Genomic DNA, 1,705 nt, shown 5'->3' on the forward strand with positions numbered 1-1,705 from the left:
CCGCGGCGCGCGAGCGTGCGCCCGCGCGCCACGCGCCCCGAGGACAGCTCCACCCGCGCCGCGCGCGTGCTCGACGCGCTGCTGGCGCGCCTGCCGCCGCGCCTGCGCGGCAAGGCGCGCGACTACCTGGTGCTGACGCGCATGGACCGCCCGGTCGGCGCGCTGCTGCTGCTGTGGCCGACCTGGTGGGCGTTGTGGCTGGCCGCCGGCGACTTCCCGCCGTGGAAGCCGCTGCTGGTGTTCACGCTGGGCGTGTTCGTGATGCGCGCCGCCGGCTGCGCGATCAACGACTACGCCGACCGCGACCTCGATCCGCTGGTGCAGCGCACCGCCGGCCGCCCGCTGGCGAACGGCCGCGTGCAACCGCGCGAGGCGCTGACCGTGTTCGCCGCGCTGCTCGGCGTCGCCTTCCTGCTGGTGCTGCTGACCAACGCGCTGACTGTCAAGCTAGCGTTCGTCGGCGCCGCGCTGGCGGCGATCTATCCCTTCAGCAAGCGCTACACGCACCTGCCGCAGGTGGTGCTGGGCGCGGCGTTCGGCTGGTCGATCCCGATGGCGTTCGCGGCGGTGACGAACGGCCTGCCGCCGCTGGCCTGGCTGCTGTTCCTCGGCAATGTGCTGTGGTCGACGATCTACGACACCGAGTATGCGATGGTCGACCGCGAGGACGACATCAAGGCCGGCGCCAAGTCGACCGCGATCCTGTTCGGCGACGACGACCTCGTCATCGTCGGCGTGCTGATGGGCACGTTCATGCTGACGATGGCGTTCGTCGGCACGCGCGCGCAGCTCGGCTGGCCGTACTGGCTGGCGCTGGCCGCCGCCGCCGCGCTGTTCGTGCGCCAGCAGTGGACGATGCGCGACCGCGGCCGCGCGCACTGCCTCGCCGCGTTCCGCCAGAACAACGCGCTGGGCATGACGCTGTGGGCGGGCATCGCGCTGGCGCTGGCGCTGCGCTGAGCGGCGGCGCGGCGGCTCAGCCTGTCGCGTCGAACAGTCCGGTGGCGGCGACGGCGGGGTGCTGCTTGCTGGCGACGAACTCGATCACCTCGTGGCGGGCCACGCCGGCGCGCGCGAACGGATCGTCGGCGAGCAGCGCGTCCAGGCGCTCGCGCGGCATCGCCCGCACCAGGATCACGCCACCAGTGCGCGGCACCTTCGGCCCGGAGGCGAGGAAATCGCCGGCCGCATAGCGGCGGTCCAGCCAGACGCGGTGCGCCTCGACCTGCGCGTCGACTTCGGCGAGCGGACGCAGGTCGTAGTGCAGGCTGACGACGTACATGCGGATCTCCAGCGAATGAAGCGCGTTACTGTAGCGTCGGCACGCGGGCGCGATCCATCTGCCGCCAACCTGGGTCACGGCGCGGCGGCGCGCGCCAGCGTCCACACCTCGACGCGCGCGACGCCGGCGCGCTTCAGCACGCGCGCGCACTCGGCAAGGGTGGCGCCGGTGGTGGCGACGTCGTCCAGCACGGCGACGTGCGCCGGCAGCTGCGCATCCGCCGCCGCGAACGCGCCGCGCACGTTGCGCCGGCGCGCCACGGCGCCCAGCTCCGACTGCGCGCCGGTGGCGCGCACGCGGCGCAGCGCGCGCGGCGCCAGCGGCAGCCCGAGCGCGCGCGCCCGCGGCTGCGCCAGCTCCAGCGCCTGGTGGTAGCCGCGCGTGCGCAGGCGCTGCGCGTGCAGCGGTCCCGGCACCAGGCAG

The 1,705-nt window shown here is 74.6% G+C and carries 2 protein-coding genes and 1 pseudogene; 1 reads left to right on the forward strand and 2 read right to left on the reverse strand.

The window, feature by feature from the left end; all coding sequences use genetic code 11:
* Window positions 1-15 precede the first annotated feature (15 nt).
* Complete coding sequence (gene ubiA, locus ABFC67_RS07770) at window positions 16-960, forward strand: 4-hydroxybenzoate octaprenyltransferase (RefSeq protein WP_346737430.1); 945 nt, start codon at window positions 16-18, stop codon at window positions 958-960.
* Window positions 961-976: 16 nt separating this feature from the next.
* Here ubiA and ABFC67_RS07775 read toward each other — a convergent pair whose 3' ends face one another.
* Both ABFC67_RS07775 and ABFC67_RS07780 read right to left on the reverse strand, forming a co-directional pair.
* Window positions 977-1,282 (reverse strand): YciI family protein, encoded by a 306-nt coding sequence (locus ABFC67_RS07775; protein WP_346737429.1) that lies wholly within the window; start codon window positions 1,280-1,282, stop codon window positions 977-979.
* 74 nt (window positions 1,283-1,356) lie between these two features.
* Window positions 1,357-1,705, reverse strand: a pseudogene (locus ABFC67_RS07780) (ComF family protein); the annotation flags it as partial.

The sequence above is a fragment of the Mizugakiibacter sp. genome, from assembly GCF_039680435.1.
Lineage (GTDB): Bacteria > Pseudomonadota > Gammaproteobacteria > Xanthomonadales > Rhodanobacteraceae > Mizugakiibacter.

Bases quoted from the DNA above. Each gene is read 5' to 3' on its own strand.
- ABFC67_RS07775 (WP_346737429.1), bottom strand. From the start codon at position 1,282: ATGTACGTCGTCAGCCTGCACTACGACCTGCGTCCGCTCGCCGAAGTC.